Source organism: Candidatus Tisiphia endosymbiont of Oplodontha viridula, from assembly GCF_964264865.1.
Taxonomy (GTDB): domain Bacteria; phylum Pseudomonadota; class Alphaproteobacteria; order Rickettsiales; family Rickettsiaceae; genus Tisiphia.
The window spans coordinates 682487-700407 of the sequence record NZ_OZ183486.1 but is presented as its reverse complement, the minus strand read 5'-3'; the positions used below and the strand labels follow the sequence as shown (position 1 = coordinate 700407).

The 17921-nt window shown below is 33.6% G+C and carries 17 protein-coding genes and 3 tRNA genes; 10 read left to right on the top strand and 10 right to left on the bottom strand.

The genetic code is table 11. The features are described 5' to 3' along the window. Window positions 1–12 precede the first annotated feature (12 nt). Window positions 13–87: transfer RNA gene (locus tag ACFEL1_RS03310), tRNA-Ala, on the top strand. A 138-nt stretch (window positions 88–225) separates the two neighbouring features. Continuing rightward, window positions 226–1227: a hypothetical protein gene (locus tag ACFEL1_RS03305; RefSeq protein WP_375331440.1), complete on the top strand. Its 1002-nt coding sequence runs from the start codon at window positions 226–228 to the stop codon at window positions 1225–1227. A gap of 331 nt (window positions 1228–1558) precedes the next feature. On the opposite strand, the gene ACFEL1_RS03300 is transcribed toward ACFEL1_RS03305, so the two are convergent. The 5 genes from ACFEL1_RS03300 to ACFEL1_RS03280 all read right to left on the bottom strand — a co-directional run bounded on the left by ACFEL1_RS03300 (window position 1559) and on the right by ACFEL1_RS03280 (window position 6744). Next, window positions 1559–2620, bottom strand: a complete 1062-nt coding sequence (locus ACFEL1_RS03300) for an IS110 family transposase (RefSeq protein WP_375331439.1) — start codon at window positions 2618–2620, stop codon at window positions 1559–1561. Window positions 2621–2719: 99 nt separating this feature from the next. Further along, window positions 2720–4024 (bottom strand): IS1634 family transposase, encoded by a 1305-nt coding sequence (locus ACFEL1_RS03295; protein WP_375331438.1) that lies wholly within the window; start codon window positions 4022–4024, stop codon window positions 2720–2722. 233 nt (window positions 4025–4257) lie between these two features. Further along, a complete protein-coding gene (locus ACFEL1_RS03290; RefSeq protein WP_341761476.1) occupies window positions 4258–4605 on the bottom strand; it encodes a hypothetical protein in 348 nt (115 codons plus the stop codon). Window positions 4606–4651: 46 nt separating this feature from the next. Next, the gene (locus tag ACFEL1_RS03285; RefSeq protein WP_342278289.1) at window positions 4652–5278 is read right to left on the bottom strand and encodes a superoxide dismutase; all 627 of its coding nucleotides are present in this window, start codon (window positions 5276–5278) and stop codon (window positions 4652–4654) included. 203 nt (window positions 5279–5481) lie between these two features. Beyond that, the gene (locus ACFEL1_RS03280) at window positions 5482–6744 is read right to left on the bottom strand and encodes a hypothetical protein (protein WP_375331437.1); all 1263 of its coding nucleotides are present in this window, start codon (window positions 6742–6744) and stop codon (window positions 5482–5484) included. 534 nt (window positions 6745–7278) lie between these two features. On the opposite strand from ACFEL1_RS03280, the gene ACFEL1_RS03275 reads away from it, so the two are divergent. The 4 genes from ACFEL1_RS03275 (at window position 7279) to ACFEL1_RS03260 (ending at window position 9744) form a co-directional block, all read left to right on the top strand. Next, window positions 7279–8340, top strand: coding sequence for an IS110 family transposase (locus ACFEL1_RS03275; RefSeq protein ID WP_375331436.1), 1062 nt, complete (start codon window positions 7279–7281; stop codon window positions 8338–8340). Between the two features lie 546 nt (window positions 8341–8886). Continuing rightward, window positions 8887–9180, top strand: a complete 294-nt coding sequence (rpmB, locus tag ACFEL1_RS03270) for a 50S ribosomal protein L28 (RefSeq protein ID WP_341761471.1) — start codon at window positions 8887–8889, stop codon at window positions 9178–9180. Continuing rightward, the gene (gene rpmE / locus ACFEL1_RS03265; RefSeq protein WP_341748295.1) at window positions 9177–9404 is read left to right on the top strand and encodes a 50S ribosomal protein L31; all 228 of its coding nucleotides are present in this window, start codon (window positions 9177–9179) and stop codon (window positions 9402–9404) included. Before rpmB ends, rpmE begins: the two co-directional genes overlap by 4 nt. Window positions 9405–9667: 263 nt before the next feature. After that, window positions 9668–9744: transfer RNA gene (locus tag ACFEL1_RS03260), tRNA-Met, on the top strand. 246 nt (window positions 9745–9990) lie between these two features. On the opposite strand, the gene ruvX is transcribed toward ACFEL1_RS03260, so the two are convergent. Continuing rightward, entirely contained in the window at window positions 9991–10464 is a 474-nt protein-coding gene (gene ruvX, locus ACFEL1_RS03255) for a Holliday junction resolvase RuvX (protein ID WP_342278292.1), read from the bottom strand. A 39-nt stretch (window positions 10465–10503) separates the two neighbouring features. Here ruvX and ACFEL1_RS03250 point away from each other — a divergent pair, with 39 nt between their 5' ends. From ACFEL1_RS03250 to ACFEL1_RS03240, 3 genes are all read left to right on the top strand, one after another. Beyond that, window positions 10504–12078 (top strand): phosphoethanolamine transferase, encoded by a 1575-nt coding sequence (locus ACFEL1_RS03250; RefSeq protein WP_341763048.1) that lies wholly within the window; start codon window positions 10504–10506, stop codon window positions 12076–12078. Then, on the top strand, window positions 12071–13234 hold the full coding sequence (gene lpxB, locus ACFEL1_RS03245; RefSeq protein ID WP_341761468.1) for a lipid-A-disaccharide synthase: 1164 nt from the start codon (window positions 12071–12073) through the stop codon (window positions 13232–13234). Before ACFEL1_RS03250 ends, lpxB begins: the two co-directional genes overlap by 8 nt. A gap of 622 nt (window positions 13235–13856) precedes the next feature. Next, window positions 13857–13933 (top strand) — tRNA-Arg (locus tag ACFEL1_RS03240). On the opposite strand, the gene ACFEL1_RS03235 is transcribed toward ACFEL1_RS03240, so the two are convergent. The 4 genes from ACFEL1_RS03235 to ACFEL1_RS03220 form a co-directional block, all read right to left on the bottom strand. After that, window positions 13904–14716 (bottom strand): hypothetical protein, encoded by an 813-nt coding sequence (locus tag ACFEL1_RS03235; RefSeq protein ID WP_375331435.1) that lies wholly within the window; start codon window positions 14714–14716, stop codon window positions 13904–13906. The genes ACFEL1_RS03240 and ACFEL1_RS03235 overlap by 30 nt on opposite strands. Continuing rightward, window positions 14716–15408: a recombinase family protein gene (locus ACFEL1_RS03230; RefSeq protein WP_342278296.1), complete on the bottom strand. Its 693-nt coding sequence runs from the start codon at window positions 15406–15408 to the stop codon at window positions 14716–14718. Before ACFEL1_RS03230 ends, ACFEL1_RS03235 begins: the two co-directional genes overlap by 1 nt. Window positions 15409–16028: 620 nt before the next feature. After that, a complete protein-coding gene (locus tag ACFEL1_RS03225; RefSeq protein ID WP_375331434.1) occupies window positions 16029–17087 on the bottom strand; it encodes an IS110 family transposase in 1059 nt (352 codons plus the stop codon). Between the two features lie 145 nt (window positions 17088–17232). Beyond that, entirely contained in the window at window positions 17233–17394 is a 162-nt protein-coding gene (locus ACFEL1_RS03220; protein WP_341761148.1) for a hypothetical protein, read from the bottom strand. Window positions 17395–17555: 161 nt separating this feature from the next. Between ACFEL1_RS03220 and ACFEL1_RS03215 the strand changes: the two genes are divergently transcribed. Then, window positions 17556–17849, top strand: a complete 294-nt coding sequence (locus tag ACFEL1_RS03215) for a hypothetical protein (RefSeq protein WP_341761466.1) — start codon at window positions 17556–17558, stop codon at window positions 17847–17849. The last annotated feature ends 72 nt before the right edge of the window (window positions 17850–17921 follow it).

Genomic DNA, 17921 nt, shown 5'->3' with positions numbered 1-17921 from the left:
TTAATATGGTTTGGGGATGTAGCTCAGGGGTAGAGCATCTGCCTTGCACGCAGAGGGTCGGGGGTTCGATTCCCTTCGTCTCCACCAATACTTATGCCACTTCCAAGGTTTTCTAACTTTTGCTAAAAATTCCATATGTAATTCATATGTAACTTCTCAGACAAATTTCCTGAAATTTGACCTACAAAATAGTCTATTTTTAACCGTTTTTCACGGGGAGGAAATATGACAGAATCGTTAATTTTTTCCGACAACTTAATTGAAAATCCTGACACTATTTTCTATAATATAGTCGGTAATTTTGTCCCACCTGAATGGAGAAGCCTTACCAATAATTGTGGTAAACAATTAAGTAAAACTTCTCGTCAACTTTTATCGTTGATAGTTTCTTGCACGAAAACTGATAGCTATAACAATACACAAGAATTACAAGAAGGCTATCATTTTTTCGAGAAAGAGCTAGGAGTTTGTCAAAGACGGGTTAAACAATGTCTAATAGAATTACAAACAAGTGGGTTCATTTATCACACTTTGATTACTACGGTCAAACATAACCTAAAATGCCGTAATATTTTATCTATCAAACTTCTTAAGAAATTTATAAATTTTCGTAAAGCTAATGATACTTCTTATCACGTTAATCGTACAAATATTCAATCTAGCCATCAAAAAATTTCAGCTCAACCTGAAAAAAATTACCACCCAACTGTAAAAAATTTTCAAAAAAACGCATCTATCTATAATATATCTATAATATCTAGATATGGAAAAAATCAAAAAAATTGTGGGCAAGTCTGTGGACAAACCGTGTCAGAGCCTGAATCAACTGAGGAACAAAACATTAATTTTCCGCTTGAGGTAACGGCAAAAAGAGGTGAACAAAGTTTGTCAGAAGTTGAGTCAACTACGGAGCAAAGCTTTGATTCATCGCCGGAGATAACGGTAAGTTCAGGTAAAAAAAGTTTACCAAAGCTTGAGTCAACTGAAGAAAAAAGTTTTAATTTACCTATGGAGACAACGGTAAACTCAGTAAATGAAACGTTACCCTGCAATTCCTCTGAGGCAGCTCCAACTGATGACGAGTCAGACTGCGATTCAGATTCCGATTCAACAGGGGAATCTTCAGGAAATAGCGACTTATCTTCGAGATGGATAGGATTAAAATTGTGCCATAAAACGAGGTTAGTATACGGCGTGTGGGACAGAAAATTAAATTTTTGTTACTGACTACATGTATGAATCTCCTGTAAAATGCAAGAAAAAAATAACATCTAATAGCAAAAATGCAAATGCATACATGTATCCGGCTTATAGTTAATAAATTATGTGTAATTTATCCTACAGCCCTGATGGAATTCGCTGGCTTACAAATTTACTATATACTTATCATTTTATCGGCTTCAAAGAGCCATTGTAGTCATCAGTTTTTTTGTAAGCTAAGGTTTGTCTTATTTACCATCAATATTATTATCTCACGCATATTCCGGGTTGGAATCTCTTACATATTCTTTGTTTACCTATTAATTAATAAACCACTATTTATTTTATTTTATGTTAATTATAATAGCTCTGTGCTACAAACTTTACTCTCTACATAATCATCCCCTGACCTTAGTACTGCAAACACCACTCTTGCCAGTTTATTAGCTACAGCAACTACTGTTTTATTATGTCCATTTCGCTCAGATAAATTAAACATCCACTGCGTAAATTTGCTAAAATCTTTTTTAGATTTTTGTTCTTCCGATGTAAATCTTATCTTGGCATTTAGTACAGCTCTAGCTCCTTGGATCAATAGAGTACGCAAGTAAACATCACCTCGCTTGCTAATTCCAAGCAACTTATCTTTCCCTCCACTGGAATGCTGCCTTGGCACTAATCCAAACCATGCCGATAATTGCCTACCATTCTCAAAACTTGTAGCATTACCTATTGATGCTATTAAAGCAGTAGCAGTAATTAAACCAAGACCAGGTATAGCTGTTAATCGTTGATATTGAGTTAAGTTGCTAGCTATTATTTTTAATCTTTTTTCTATCTCTTTTATTTTTTTGTCATTATCCAAAAATTCCTCTTTCAGTTCACTAAATGTTTGATAACCCAGCTGGCTTAAATTTCCTTCATCTAAAATCTCGGTTAATTTTGTCATAACCTTATTGATCCCTTGAGGAATAATAAAACCAAATTCATGTAGTAGACCCCTAATTTCATTAGCAAGGGCAGTACGATTTTTTACCAATCTCTCTCTTACTCGATGAATTGATAAAATATCTTGTTGTTCTACAGTTCTAATTGGTACAAACCTCATATTTGGTCTTGTTACCGCTTCACATATAGCTTCTGCATCAGCTTGATCATTTTTATTAGTTTTAACATACGGTTTGACAAATTGTGCTGCCATTAGTTTTACTGTATGCCCCAATTTAGTTATTTCTCTTGCCCAGTAACTAGCTCCGCCGCAAGCTTCCATCCCTAGCAAACATTTTGGTAAATTAGCCATAAATGTTAAAACTTGATCTCTCATTAATTTTTTCTTTAATACCGTCTTACCATTTTTATCTACACCATGAATTTGGAAAATTCTTTTTGCAATATCTATACCAATTGTGGTAACTTCCATCTTAGCCTCCTGATTGTTATTTTAATATTTAATATTAACTTTAGAAGATTAGCAACTGCTTTTCATTCTGTATATCAGGAGGTCCATACCATTATTTTATCATTTTGCAGATTTTGTCATTTGGGGCATCGTTAAATCAAATAAATTGAATAAATTTTGTTGAAACTCGCTTAATTTTGGTAATCTTGCAACTTTGCAACCCTTGATTGTGTAATATAAAAAACATACTTTATCCAGCTCTCTTAATGCTTCCTCAATGGTCACATTATATTTACCATCCTTGGTTACGCCACAACCTTGTTTCAACTTATTTTTCATATAGTGCCATATTTTTAATGCCAACATGCAAACAAATACATGTCCCTTCGTTCTGTTGCTTTTCCTTAAAAAGATCGGTCTTACTTCGAGTAATCCTGTCTTCATACTGCTAAAATTCGATTCTACTTCATGTAAATTATGGTAAGCTTTATCAACCAATTCTTTACTCATCAGTTTAATTTCAATCTGTGTTTCAATCGCATAACAACCATCAAGAGCAAACAACTCTTTTTTCTTATCTTGATCAATTTCAACCACTATTTGGTTGCCGTCTAATTTTAGGTTGATAAATTTATCTATCCGCCATTCTTTGGCAATTTTTTGAATATTATTTAAACCAAGTTCTAGCTTTGCTTTCTTATGGGTTGATACATATATATTACGCTCTTCAATCTTTGCAACCAATTTTTCAACTCGGTTATTCCTATCAAACTCAACTTTTCGGGCTATAGAACCATTCTTCCTTAAAATATATCTTTTGCCATTATTGGTTACTTCGCATAGCTGTTCTTCAAAAAAACTATATTGCAAAACTCCGCTTTTCTTTAAGCTTTCAATCTCAACTTTACTTAAGGTTGTAATATAGTCCCATCCTTCTTTGCTCAGGGCTTCTTTGCCTGTCCTCTTAATCATTCCTTTATCACCAACAAAGACGATATTCTTAATACCAAAATTAGATTTTACTAGCTCAATCTGCTCATAAATGTTAGAAGGATCAGCACTATTACCCTTAAAAACTCTAACAGCCAAAGGTTCGCCATGATCATCAGTTAATAGACCAATCACTATTTGCTTTTTACCCTTCTTTTTATCCCGATTGTACCCATATTCCGCAAGTTCATTCTCTGTTCCTTCGAAATAGCTGGAAGTGACGTCATATAAAAGCATAACAGGCGGCTTGTTATTTTTCTTTTGATAAGTTTTAAATAATTTTAATTCGATCTTTTCTTGGTTCTCTTCTAACCATTCTAGAGCCTGATATAAATGGTTTTCATCAAATGAATCGACAGATAATACATCAGATATCGCAGGATAAATTACACATAATTTATTAACTATAAGCCGGATACATGTATGCATTTGCATTTTTGCTATTAGATGTTATTTTTTTCTTGCATTTTACAGGAGGTTCATACATGTAGTCATTTTATGCAACTTTACAACCAATTTATAGTCACAAAAATATTAGACAAATTTTCTCTCTAACTGATTTTCAAGGGGAGGGAATATGACACAAATATTAACTGCTCCTAACAGTCTTGTAGAGAATCCTGATACCATTTTTTACAATTTGGTGAGTAATTTATCTCAAATCCTATTTATGCAACAAAGCCATTTTTAGCTTCATCTTCTGAGCAACTTGCTTTTTTATTCATAGAGTTACAGAATGTTAATCTATTTGGTAGTTCTATTTTATGTTTTTGGGCTACTTTAATAACCTTTAATACGCCTACGACACCGTAGTAGTTTGGATCATAATTGTTGCAGAGTTCTTTCTTTTTCTTTATGTCTAATGAATCTTGTACTTCTCTTAGTGCTGTTTTAAGATATCTCTTATCATGCTTTTCTAGTTTGCTGTAGTGTTGTGAATCTGCACAGGAACAAAGGTCTTGATATTCCTTTACGTTTACTAATGATTTTTCTATATCAGTATGCTTTCTTTTCATAACTAATTACCTTAATTATTGATTGTATTTTTTCTAAAATTAAGTTTCAAAGATGACTTTCAGCAAATTGCCAATTAATCATATGTTCTATATAAACTGAGACATAGTCTAGACGCTTATTACGATAATCTATATAGTATGCATGCTCCCAAACATCACAGGTAAGCAGAGGTTTCATAGATTTAGTAATAGGAGTTTCACCATTACTCGTTTTTACTATTTGTAATTTCCCATTATTAGAGACTAACCACGCCCAGCCGCTACCAAATTGGCTTACTGCTGCTTGCTTAAATTCAGTAGCAAAATTCTCGTAACTGCCAAAATCTTTATTTATCTGTTCCAATATCTTACTAGTAGGCTTTCCTCCACCTGAAGGCTTAATAGAATGCCAAAAGAAAGTATGATTCCATATTTGTGCTGCATTATTAAATATGGCTGCTTCAGTTGGTTTTATGCTTGTAGAAATTATTAATTCTTCCAAACTTTTTTTCTGCAATTCCTGATTATCTTGTAAAAGATTATTCAGGTTAGTTACATATGTTTGGTGGTGTTTCCCATGGTGGTAGTCAAAAGTTTCAGGGGAAAAATGCGGAACAAAATCACTTTTACCATAAGGTAATTCCGGCAAGACAAAAGGATAAGATGTTTGGTTAGATTGTTTGCAATATATCATAATTTCCTCAATTTTAGTATAAAATACTTACTTTTTTATTAAGCACTCTCGTTGTCATTCCAATTTCGGATTAATGAAATTAATCCGAAATTGAGGTTTAGTATATCATAACCATATAACTTTTGCAGGCTATTTTTTGAATTCCCGCTTTTAGCTAGGAATGACATCGAAGCCTATTGAGCTGAATTGCACTGTTTTGTCGGTTACCTAGTATGTGCATCTGTTTTTTGTTTAAGTTTTACTCCCAAATTTTGTGTAGGTGCTTCTGTTTCTTTTTGAGGAGAAATAACTGCTTTTCTTAACCCTGCTAGTGCATTTGTGATATCTGCTGAACCGACAGCAAATCCCGGTCTCTTTTGCTCAGTCTGTGGCTTGGTTGTTGGGGATTCTTCTACAGCTGTTTCTAATTTTCTAATATTAGGTAGCGAGTTTGTACTAGGCGGAGAAAGTGGCTGAGGAGGTGGTGGTGGAATCTCTCCAAGCTTAGATTGAACCTTAGGAGGAGATAGTATCTTTTCAGCTGCTAACTTCTTTCCCGCCTCTTCCCTTAGTGCTGCTGCTATCCTTGGAGCATCTATCTCCTCTTGTCTTTTTTGGCGTGCTTCTTCTTCTCTTCCCAGCCTTTCAAATTCAGCAGCGTCTTTAGCATATGTTGGAGATACCTTCTTATCGCCTTGCCCCTCAATAAATCCTCGACGTACTGCCAACTTTTTCTGCAACTCATTCATAAAGGGATCATCTGCTTGGTCTGCAGGTAATTCATTTAATGTTCGGTCTTCTACTTTGTTTAACTTAAAGTTACCTTTTGTTATAGCCGCCAACAAATCAGCTTGAGATATCTGTTGCAGCACTACATTAGAATGAAGAGGTGAAGGCGGAGGAGGAGGTGGTGGTGGCGTAACTGGATCGTTAGGAGGAGTAACTGTTGCCTGCACTGAGATAGTAAAGTGTGCAGTTTCATGTACTACTACCGGTGCTGTGGTAGCCGTCGTTACATGAGGTTTCTGCTGAGTTTCTACCAAAGATGGGGGCAAAACCCCGGTTTCTTTTACTGGAATGCTTGTAGATATTTGTTCCTGCACAGGGGGAATAGCCTTATAGTAACTTTTTATAAGTTCAAGCTCTTTAATAAAATCTGATTCTACTTGTTTTAACTCTTCTTTATGTTGTTTACTAAATGAAAATTTTAAAAACTTAATAAGAGAACGAGTCCATTCCCTTGCTTTAATAACAATTGGGGAACGATTTTTACTGTTTTCAACCTTTTTGGTTAACGCTTCTAGATTTTTCTGTAAGTTACTTCCATCCGCAACATTTATCGTACTAGTTATAATCTCAGCAACATCTTCTAAATTTTTCTTATCAGGAGAAGATGGTGGTAAGCTAACATAGGCTGCAATTGCAGCCTCAGCTAGCTTATTCACAGATTCATTGGCAAACCTTAAGTTTTCTTTACCACTTGTCATACAACTACTCCTACTTAATTAACATTTCTTAAGTATACAATATAACGTTATTAATTTAACGAAGTCAAGGACTCTAAGTAAAAAAAACACAAATTTCGATGTAATAAAATCAGTATAATCCCCATTAGGGCTGAACCATTGATTCCCTTTCGATGTCACCCCCCTGCTAGTCACAACTGTTGAAAGTTAAAAATCGTCTATTAGCGACTCATCTTCGAGACAAAAAAGTGCTTAAAACGTCTAAAGAATCAGGTTCGCAGTGGTTTTGGAATGAAGTTTGTAGTCATGTAAACATCACTTTTCTACTTGACATACTAAAAATTACTTAACATAATGCTTCTTATGTGTATTACCATTGTTTTGTTTCAAATAAAAACTCTTGTCATTAAAGTACACTTTTATCAGTATTTCTTTATTATAAAATTCCACAGGTGAAAAAATAATGGTATGGACCTCCTGATATACAGAATGAAAAGCAGTTGCTAATCTTCTAAAGTTAATATTAAATATTAAAATAACAATCAGGAGGCTAAGATGGAAGTTACCACAATTGGTATAGATATTGCAAAAAGAATTTTCCAAATTCATGGTGTAGATAAAAATGGTAAGACGGTATTAAAGAAAAAATTAATGAGAGATCAAGTTTTAACATTTATGGCTAATTTACCAAAATGTTTGGTAGGGATGGAAGCTTGCGGCGGAGCTAGTTACTGGGCAAGAGAAATAACTAAATTGGGGCATACAGTAAAACTAATGGCAGCACAATTTGTCAAACCGTATGTTAAAACTAATAAAAATGATCAAGCTGATGCAGAAGCTATATGTGAAGCGGTAACAAGACCAAATATGAGGTTTGTACCAATTAGAACTGTAGAACAACAAGATATTTTATCAATTCATCGAGTAAGAGAGAGATTGGTAAAAAATCGTACTGCCCTTGCTAATGAAATTAGGGGTCTACTACATGAATTTGGTTTTATTATTCCTCAAGGGATCAATAAGGTTATGACAAAATTAACCGAGATTTTAGATGAAGGAAATTTAAGCCAGCTGGGTTATCAAACATTTAGTGAACTGAAAGAGGAATTTTTGGATAATGACAAAAAAATAAAAGAGATAGAAAAAAGATTAAAAATAATAGCTAGCAACTTAACTCAATATCAACGATTAACAGCTATACCTGGTCTTGGTTTAATTACTGCTACTGCTTTAATAGCATCAATAGGTAATGCTACAAGTTTTGAGAATGGTAGGCAATTATCGGCATGGTTTGGATTAGTGCCAAGGCAGCATTCCAGTGGAGGGAAAGATAAGTTGCTTGGAATTAGCAAGCGAGGTGATGTTTACTTGCGTACTCTATTGATCCAAGGAGCTAGAGCTGTACTAAATGCCAAGATAAGATTTACATTGGAAGAACAAAAATCTAAAAAAGATTTTAGCAAATTTACGCAGTGGATGTTTAATTTACCTGAGCGAAATGGACATAATAAAACAGTAGTTGCTGTAGCTAATAAACTGGCAAGAGTGGTGTTTGCAGTACTAAGGTCAGGGGATGATTATGTAGAGAGTAAAGTTTGTAGCACAAAGCTATTATAATTAACATAAAATAAAATAAATAGTGGTTTATTAATTAATAGGTAAACAAAGAATATGTAAGAGATTCCAACCCGGAATATGCGTGAGATAATAATATTGATGGTAAATAAGACAAACCTTAGCTTACAAAGAAACTGATGACTACAATGGCTCTTTGAAGCCGATAAAATGATAAGTATATAGTAAATTTGTAAGCCAGCGAATTCCATCAGGGCTGTAGGATAAATTACACATAATTTATTAACTATAAGCCGGATACATGTATGCATTTGCATTTTTGCTATTAGATGTTATTTTTTTCTTGCATTTTACAGGAGGTCCATACATGTAGTCAGTAACGAGAATTTAATTCTACACTCCACTCGTCGCATAATACTCACGTTCTATAGCATAATTTCTGCTCATATTTATCTCGAAGATGAGTCGCTACTTCAAAAGTGTTAACGATTTTTGCATAAAATTTGCATAATGTTAATATACATATTGACATAAGACCTTATTATATAGTATAATCCTGTGTTATAAATTATGGGAAGGGAGATCACGATGTCTCGTAGATGTGAGCTTAGTGGAGTAGGTGTTTTATATGGTAATAAAGTATCACACTCACAAAGAAAAACTAGAAGACGATTTGAACCTAACCTAAGGGTGGTAAGGTTTGCAAGTGATCTGACGAAGCAAGAATATAAGCTCTCGGTAAATGCCAAATGTATGCGTTCTGTTGAGAAAGTAGGTGGTTTTGATGCATATATGCTTAAAATATCATGTGATGTACTTTCAGATAAAGCACAGATAATTAAAAGAAAGATAGTTGAGAAAAAAGTTGGTGCTTCATTATGAAAACTGGAATACACCCAAAATATAAAAAATTCAAAATTATTATTAGTAAAGATGTTTTTGAAACAAATTCCGGTGGTCATGCAGAAGAGATTTTGATGGATGTGGATTATAGGAAACATCCAGCATGGACTAAAGAATCTGGAAATGTTGTTAACCAATCTAATAAAAATATCAGTGACTTTAATAAAAAGTTTGCTGGGCTTAGTTTTGGTAAAAAGGTATAGCTAGGCTTTTTACTCAAGGTAGATGTCAACCTGAACGGGGTGGAGGATTTGTTAAAACTAAGTAGTTTAGGTTCTGAAATAAATTTAGGGTGACGTCATAGTAGGTGTGTGCGTATATTATAGGAGTGTCTACGAATTGAATAATTTTTAGGAAAAATGTAGAAGAGTATACCGCAAGCAGTACGCAAATATACGTAAGGAACGGAAGCAAATTTTGACAATAAAATTACCAAAAAGAATCAATTCACAGGTACTTCCATTATCGTGGGGTGGAGCAGTTTGGTAGCTCGTCAGGCTCATAACCTGAAGGTCGTTGGTTCAAATCCAACCCCCGCAACCAATTATGGTACGAGTTTTAGTCTATCTGAGTTTGTTCTTGTAGTGTCCCATATATACTCGATGAAAATCAAGAATTGTGTCGTCATTATCCAAGATTCTAGCGGTACTCACGTACTAATATGTACGCCTAACACCTCGATTTGGTAATTCCTGCTACTATCATGATTTAGATTCTATCGTTTATCAACTCTTCATTTACGAGCAGTATATGACGCCTATGTATTTTTATTACACTAGAATACACTACTTATCTTCTGTGGAGTTTCTTAATAGAATCTAAAGTAGTTTCTAAAATCATACTTGCTGCAATTGAATCATCTTTTTGGTTACGTTCTCGTCTTTTGATTCCTAGCGATTTTAATAAACTATTGGCAGCAAGGGAAGTAAGTCTTTCATCTTGTAGATATATAGGAAGATTTATGGCTAAACTAAGCTTTTTGCTAAATTTTAATACAATCGCAGTTTGATCACTAGCCTGACCATTCATACTAATCGGCAGTCCTACGACAACACCACAGCTAGAATAGGTTGAGATCAAGTCTAATATTGATTTGATCTTATTTTCTTCTGTTATCTCATATATAGTTTTTATAGGCATAGCGAGGGTATGTTCTTGATTTGAGATAGCGATGCCTGTTTTGCGTGTCCCATAATCAACAGATATAATTGGTTTATTAACTTGTAAAAGTTGAAAAAACTCTTGCAGTGTTGATGTTATCATGATACCTAAGTTACAATCATACAAAAGTACGTTATTTATATGTTAAAACTAATCCAAAAACATTTAGATAGTAACCTAATCAAACTATCTTTGGTGTTCTCTTTTATTTATTTTCTACTTTTTAATTCAGCAGTTATTGTTTACAAGTTCAGCTACTACAAAGTCGCTTTTTTTAAAGCAATATTGGAGTTGAGTAAGGACTCTATTTATATTTGCTTTACTTGCTTTATCATTTTTTTTGGTTTAACTATCCATCGACTTGTTTTTATAATAGGAGCAATATTTTTATTTATAACGGGAGCAATTGCCAGCTATTATCTATATCTTTTCAAAATTTCTCCTACAAAAGAGATGATGGGTAGCTTTTTCTCTACTGACTTCAATGAAGTATATGAGATAGCTAGTATTAGGCTAATTGTTTGGCTAATTTTTAGCCTAGCTACTTGTATTTATACGATGAAGCATTTCTCTATTTTAGATAGTAAACTATTTGTTACAAAATTACTATCGGCAATTTGTCTTTTAATTACCATTAATAATATTATTATGCCGCAGTTTAATTTGCTAAAGGGTTATTTTCCTATCCAATATTTACATAATACATATTTATCTTTAAATAGCAAAAAAAGTGCAATGCGTGATGATATAAGTAAGAAGTTTTCTTTCATTGATCAATCGGATCAAAATATTACAGTAGTACTTGTAATAGGAGAATCAGCACGATTTGATCATTTTGGTATTAATGGTTATCACAGGAACACTACGCCATATTTAAGTTCTGTTGAAAATCTTTTTTCATTTAAAGCACAGTCTGCTTCCAATCACACACATCTTTCTGTCCCATCTCTTCTATCTCGCCATCCTGCGAGTAGCTTAGACAAAAGTACAGAAGAAACGAGTTTTTTATCAATTTTTACCATGCTTGGTTTTAACACTAATTGGATTGGCACTCAGAGTATAGTAGGATACTTAAGAAGTAAAAACCCCGTTACAATTTATGATGAAGTTAGATTTGCTATAATACCCAGTGGTTCTATTTTATTAAAGAGGCTTGATCACGATGGAGAAATGTTACCTCATATTGAAAATAATATTGTAAATTCTACTACTAAAAATGTTTTAGTTATCCACACAGCTGGTAGTCATTGGAAATATTCTGCTAGATATCCTCAAGAATTTCAAAAATTTACTCCTAAGTGTAATTCCATTACTAAGGTAGATCAGAGCAGTTGTGATATTGAAGGGTTGATTAATGATTACGATAATACCATTTTATATACAGATTTTTTTTTGTATAATGTAATAGGTCTATTAAAAAATAGTAACGCTATCCTAATGTATGTTTCTGATCATGCAGAATCTTTGGGAGAACATGGTTATTACGGTCACGGTGGACCTATGATCCCAGAACAGACCACAGTACCTTTTCTAGTTTGGGTATCGAATGAATTTAAAGAAAAACATCCTGATTTGGTAAGTTCTATAGCCAATCATTTAGGCACTGAAATTAGTCATGACTATGTATTTCATTCGATCCTTAATTGTGTTGGCATTCATTCTGCTGTGATTGACAAAAATTTAAGCCTATGTAGTAAGCAACGGTCAAATGGCTAAAATTTATCTAATTGCTGGTGAAATTTCAGGAGATTTTATAGGGAGTCATTTGATACAAAGCCTAAAAGATCTCTATAAGCTGGAGGAGATACAATTAGAGTTCGTTGGTGTAGGGGGAAGCAAGATGGAAGAAGCGGGGTTAGAGCATAGCCTTTTCCCGATTAGTCAAATAAATCTTATGGGTTTCGTCGAAATTATACCACATATTTTTAAGATCACTAAGCTAATCAAGCATACTATTGCTGATATAATTCAGCATGCCCCAGATTTGTTAATTACCATAGACTCGCCAGGCTTTACTTATAGAGTGGCAAAGAAGATTCGAGCAGTCCGGCCCAATTTAAAGATTATTCATATTGTCGCACCCTCCGTTTGGGCATACAAACCTTCCCGGGCTATGAAATACGCTAAAATTTACGATTATTTGTTGGCTTTACTGCCATTCGAACCACCATACTTTCAGAAGGTAGGTCTAGATTGCCGGTATATTGGTCATCCAATATTAGAGCAGTATTTTTATGATGATAAAGATAAAGAGCTATTAAAGCGAGAATTACAAATACCTGTTCATTCAGAAGTGTTATGTGTCACTTGTGGTAGCCGCAAAGGTGAAATAACAAGACATGCTCCGGTATTCACGGCGGCAATCAATCTACTAGCAAAAAAATTCCCTAATCTTGAAGTGATATTTGTCACGGCTGAGCCTAGTCATAAATCTTTAATTGAACCATTTTTATCAGATGCAGCATTTAACTACCATTTCTCGAGTGATAGACTTAAGATTTTTGCTGTAGCTACCCTTGCTCTAGCAAAATCTGGCACTAATACCTTAGAAATTGCCGCTTGTAATACTCCAATGATTGTTGCTTATAAATTAAATATCTTAAGCTTTCTATTAATAAAGTTACTAATAAAAATACCTTATATTTCTTTGATTAATATTATTGCTAATAAAGAGATATTACCAGAATTTATCCAGTTTAACTGTACTAAATCAAATATAGCAGATAAGCTTACATCACTATTAGTTGACAGGAAAAAAGCAGCGCAGCAAGTGAAAGAAAGCAGGAAGATTTTAATAGAATTAGGTTTTAAAAGCCCTAGCTCTCCTTCAAGTGTAGCAGCATATATTATAAAGTCAGAATGTTTAAACTGATATATACTCAGATAGAAAATCAAGAATTGCGTCGTCATTATCCAAGATCTGCGGTACTCACGTACTATAGTACGCCTAGCACCTCGACTTGGTAATTCCCGCTACTATCATGATTTTGATTCTATCGTCTATCAACTCTTCATTTACGAGTAGTATATATATAATAAATATCAAGTTTGTAAGAACTAGAGAATAAAAATAACGATGAAGTTGACTATTAGATACAAGAACCAGTTATGTTAGAAGAAAAGTTATTATTTTTTGCACTTGAAAAAGATCACCTTAGCTGATATAAAATAAACATCTTTGTATATACTCAGGTAGAACTTCAAGAATTAAGGTCTCGCGACCTAAAGATTTCAGCTGCCCCGTTACTCATGTACGCTACGCCGCTCGACTTTGCTACTGCCTAGCTCTTCTTGAAGTTATACTATCGTCTATTAACTCTTGAAATCATAGAAGTATATATATATACTCTTCTGCTTTGAAGAATTGGCTTTTGCAGAAGAATTGGCTTTTGCAAATACTTGCAGGGATTTCGCGTACTCACGTATTTTATGTACTGCTTGCGTTCGCTCATCCCTTGTTTATTGTCCCAATTCTCCAAATCATTTGAGTATACGCACCCTTAGCTCAGCTGGATAGAGCAACGGATTTCTAATCCGTAGGTCAGAGGTTCGAATCCTCTAGGGTGCGCCATTCTTCGATTTTAGTGCATTTTACGAATGCGTCAAACGGTGGACGCAAGGTATAATCTAGCTTACAGCCATTCAGCTCTAGGTTCGAAAATACAAGATTTAACAATTTGCGTTTTTTCTCAATATTCGAACCTTTAAATGTTTCTAACGCTCCAGAAGCCAGTTCTACTAGGTTAACTAGGCGTTCTGAAAATTTATCATCAGCATTGTTATGGCTTTCTATTTCTCTCACGATATCTTCACGTTTTTGTATTAATTGCTGACGTTTTCCTTCATGATCTTCCTTGCTAATATCACCGTCTAAAAATAAATCAGTTAACCTATCCATACGAGTTTTGATCTTAGTATGCTCAGCATGTAACTCTCCTATACGCATTTTATGAAAACCTTGCTCTATTTTTGCTGAGCTTTTAATATAAGCAATTACTTCAGCTAGCAAATTAGGATCTAGATGGAGTGTTGCTAATACTTTTTCTACTTCCTGTAGTATTATTTCTTCTTTCACGTATATCCTTTTATTAGGGTTATCAGGATGCCATCCTAGTAAATATATCCACTCTGCTGTACTACCATTAGGATAAGTCTTCTGCTTAGTATCAGCAGTGATCACACGACCAGTAACAGCACATTTTATCAATCCTCTAAATATATATTCTTTTTCTCTATATTTAAACGGTTTTTTATTCCAGTTAACACGTACCCTTTGGCAAGTATCAAATAATTCTTTACTAATTAGAGGAGGATATATATGTTGGTATTCTTTTTTAGTTTTTAGGACTCGCATTACTCCGTAATAAAATAGATTTGTAATAATAGAATAAAGATGAGAGTGGCATAAATAATCTTGATTACCTCTAGAATTACGTAATCCTCATTCTTTAGTATTTCAGGTAGAGTATGACTGCCTGTAGCATATGTTTCAAATATTTTTTTAATTAAAGGACCACGATCAGGATCAATGATTATTTTTCCTTTGTTATGTCCTGTACCGTGTCCTTTGATATGCAAGTAACCAATAGGGGCAGTACTGATCCATTCCCCTAAACGTAATTTTTGGTCTATACTGCGGTTGACATTATCTCTAAGACTATCAACAAAGGCTTGAGCCATTAATACAAAAATATTCCACATCATCTTTTCTTGTGACGTAGAATATTTATGTATTATACAATTTTCTGTGTAAAAATGTAGTTCGATTTTTGCTCTTTCAATTAGATCATTTAGTATAGGTGTTTCTTTATAACTACGTTGTAATCGATCAACTTTATCTGCAACTACTGCTATAACCTCTTTTTGTTTTTTAGCAAAATCTATAGCCTCCATAAACTTTTTACGATTACCTACTGTTGATGATTCAGAGAATTCAAATATTCTTAGAATTTCTAAACCTTTACGCATACAATATTCTTGTAATCGGTATTTTTGCGCTTCAATAGAATAGCCTTCTTCTTGTTCTTTTGTTGAAACGCGACTCATCTTCTAGACGAAAAAGTGCTTAAAACACCTAAAGAATGAGGTTTATAAGGATTTTGCTATAAGATTTATAGTCATGTAAATGATATTTTTTATTTGACAATGCTGGAATTTAGAGATATAATCTCTTTCATGTATATTACAACTGTTCCAAATAGAAATTCTTGTCCTGCAATATTGCTTCGTACCTCTTATCGCGACTCATCTTCGAGATAAATATGAGCAGAAATTATGCTATAGAAGTAGATTGTCATGCGGTGTGTGGGACAGAAAATTAAATTTTTGTTACTGACTACATGTATGGACCTCCTGTAAAATGCAAGAAAAAAATAACATCTAATAGCAAAAATGCAAATGCATACATGTATCCGGCTTATAGTTAATAAATTATGTGTAATTTATCCTACAGCCCTGATGGAATTCGCTGGCTTACAAATTTACTATATACTTATCATTTTATCGGCTTCAAAGAGCCATTGTAGTCATCAGTTTTTTTGTAAGCTAAGGTTTGTCTTATTTACCATCAATATTATTATCTCACGCATATTCCGGGTTGGAATCTCTTACATATTCTTTGTTTACCTATTAATTAATAAACCACTATTTATTTTATTTTATGTTAATTATAATAGCTCTGTGCTACAAACTTTACTCTCTACATAATCATCCCCTGACCTTAGTACTGCAAACACCACTCTTGCCAGTTTATTAGCTACAGCAACTACTGTTTTATTATGTCCATTTCGCTCAGATAAATTAAACATCCACTGCGTAAATTTGCTAAAATCTTTTTTAGATTTTTGTTCTTCCGATGTAAATCTTATCTTGGCATTTAGTACAGCTCTAGCTCCTTGGATCAATGTACGCAAGTAAACATCACCTCGCTTGCTAATTCCAAGCAACTTGTCTTTCCCTCCACTGGAATGCTGCCTTGGCACTAATCCAAACCATGCCGATAATTGCCTACCATTCTCAAAACTTGTAGCATTACCTATTGATGCTATTAAAGCAGTAGCAGTAATTAAACCAAGACCAGGTATAGCTGTTAATCGTTGATATTGAGTTAAGTTGCTAGCTATTATTTTTAATCTTTTTTCTATCTCTTTTATTTTTTTGTCATTATCCAAAAATTCCTCTTTCAGTTCACTAAATGTTTGATAACCCAGCTGGCTTAAATTTCCTTCATCTAAAATCTCGGTTAATTTTGTCATAACCTTATTGATCCCTTGAGGAATAATAAAACCAAATTCATGTAGTAGACCCCTAATTTCATTAGCAAGGGCAGTACGATTTTTTACCAATCTCTCTCTTACTCGATGAATTGATAAAATATCTTGTTGTTCTACAGTTCTAATTGGTACAAACCTCATATTTGGTCTTGTTACCGCTTCACATATAGCTTCTGCATCAGCTTGATCATTTTTATTAGTTTTAACATACGGTTTGACAAATTGTGCTGCCATTAGTTTTACTGTATGCCCCAATTTAGTTATTTCTCTTGCCCAGTAACTAGCTCCGCCGCAAGCTTCCATCCCTAGCAAACATTTTGGTAAATTAGCCATAAATGTTAAAACTTGATCTCTCATTAATTTTTTCTTTAATACCGTCTTACCATTTTTATCTACACCATGAATTTGGAAAATTCTTTTTGCAATATCTATACCAATTGTGGTAACTTCCATCTTAGCCTCCTGATTGTTATTTTAATATTTAATATTAACTTTAGAAGATTAGCAACTGCTTTTCATTCTGTATATCAGGAGGTCCATACCATTATTTTTTCACCTGTGGAATTTTATAATAAAGAAATACTGATAAAAGTGTACTTTAATGACAAGAGTTTTTATTTGAAACAAAACAATGGTAATACACATAAGAAGCATTATGTTGACTAATTTTTAGTATGTCAAGTAGAAAAGTGATGTTTACATGACTACAAACTTCATGCCAAAACCACTGCAAACCTGATTCTTTAGACGTTTTAAGCACTTTTTCGTCTCGAAGATGAGTCGCGTCTTATCTTCGAGAGGGAGAAGTGCTTGAAGAGGCAGGAAAGTAAGGTTTACAAGAATTCTGCGATAAATTTGTAGTCATGTAAATGATATTTTTTACTTGACATGGCTAGAATAAGAAGGGTATGAATCTTATTCATGTATATTACAACTGTCCTAAATAGAAATTCTCGTCCTGCAATATTGCTTCGTACCTCTTATCGCGAAGACGGGAAAGTATTAAATAAAACCCTAGCTAACTTAACTAACTGGGATGATTTACGCATTGAGGCTTTTAAGAAATGTAATAAGCACTTACGCAATTTTTATGACCACTTAATTGCTAAACATAAAGCAGCAAAAGTTGCTCTTGTTGTTGTTATGTGCAAATTACTAGCTTTTATGCACTCTATTGTCAAAAATAATTCTTCTTACAATGAAAATTTATGTTAAGTTACTATTTTTTATTGACTTCCATTACGGATGTTTAGGTTACTTTAGCATTTTTTGGATATATATTTAGTC